This is a genomic window from Moorena sp. SIO4A1 (genome assembly GCF_010672065.1).
Taxonomy (GTDB): Bacteria; Cyanobacteriota; Cyanobacteriia; order Cyanobacteriales; family Coleofasciculaceae; genus Moorena.
Genome location: NZ_JAAHHX010001072.1, coordinates 1 through 1,023, shown reverse-complemented (window position 1 = coordinate 1,023; position 1,023 = coordinate 1). Strand labels below are relative to the sequence as shown.

Genomic DNA, 1,023 nt, shown 5'->3' with positions numbered 1-1,023 from the left:
GAGTTCCCTGAACAAGGTACACCGAAGGGAGGGGTGGTCAGCCCACTACTTGCCAACATCGCACTTGACGGAATAGAGGATATACACCCAAGCGTCCGATACGCAGACGACATGGTGATTTTTCTTAAGCCAAAAGACAATGCAGAAAAGGTCTTGAATAAAATCAAAACCTTTCTGGCCGAAAGAGGAATGGAAATCAGTGAAGAAAAAACCAGGCTAACCAAAACGACAGATGGATTTAACTTCTTGGGCTGGTACTTTCGAGTCCAATATGACGGAAGATTTAAGAGCTACCCCGCTAAGGAGAATCTCAAAAACTTCCTAAAGAAAGTAAAAACCATAATTAACAGCTCGAACTATGGTGCAGAAGTCAAAGCAAAGAAACTGGCACCCATTGTAAGAGGCTGGAGAAACTACCATAAATGGTGCTGCATGGAAGACTCACCTAACAACCTATATTTCCCGATGAAAGCTGCCGAAAGAAAATTCCGAAAGCAGAAAACAATAAATCGGTATAAATCAAAGAAACTGTTAGGAAAAGCCTTTCCAAAAGTACCATGGAAAGAAAACGGCCACACAATGGTTAAAGGGACTAAGTCCCCATATAACGGAGACTTAGTCTACTGGAGTAAGCGAAACAGCAAACTCTACAACAATGCAACCTCGACAGCTTTGAACAAGCAAAACCATTCCTGCGGATATTGCGGATTAAAATTCATCAATGAAGAAAGAGTACACTTACACCACATTGATGGGAACCACGACAACTGGAAGGAGAACAACCTCATGGCCGTTCACCAAAGCTGTCACCAATATATTCACGGGGGCAAGTCGTTCGCGAAGCGTCGCCTTTGGCCGTAGGCCACGCTGCGCGAACGGCGATAAGACTAGAATACCCAGGAGCCGTATGACGGGAAACCGTCACGTACGGATTTGAAGGAGAGGTGCTCCGGATAATACCGGACATCGACTCTAATCATTGCACCTTGACCGTTTTGTACGGGTTTATCCCGATTAATTACG

General features: G+C 44.7%; 1 protein-coding gene. It reads left to right on the top strand.

Going from position 1 to position 1,023, the window contains the following annotated elements; genetic code table 11:
* Window positions 1-861, top strand: an 861-nt coding sequence (locus tag F6K53_RS45360) for a reverse transcriptase domain-containing protein (protein ID WP_293087779.1), incomplete at its 5' end; no start/stop codon positions are given.
* Window positions 862-1,023: the final 162 nt, after the last annotated feature.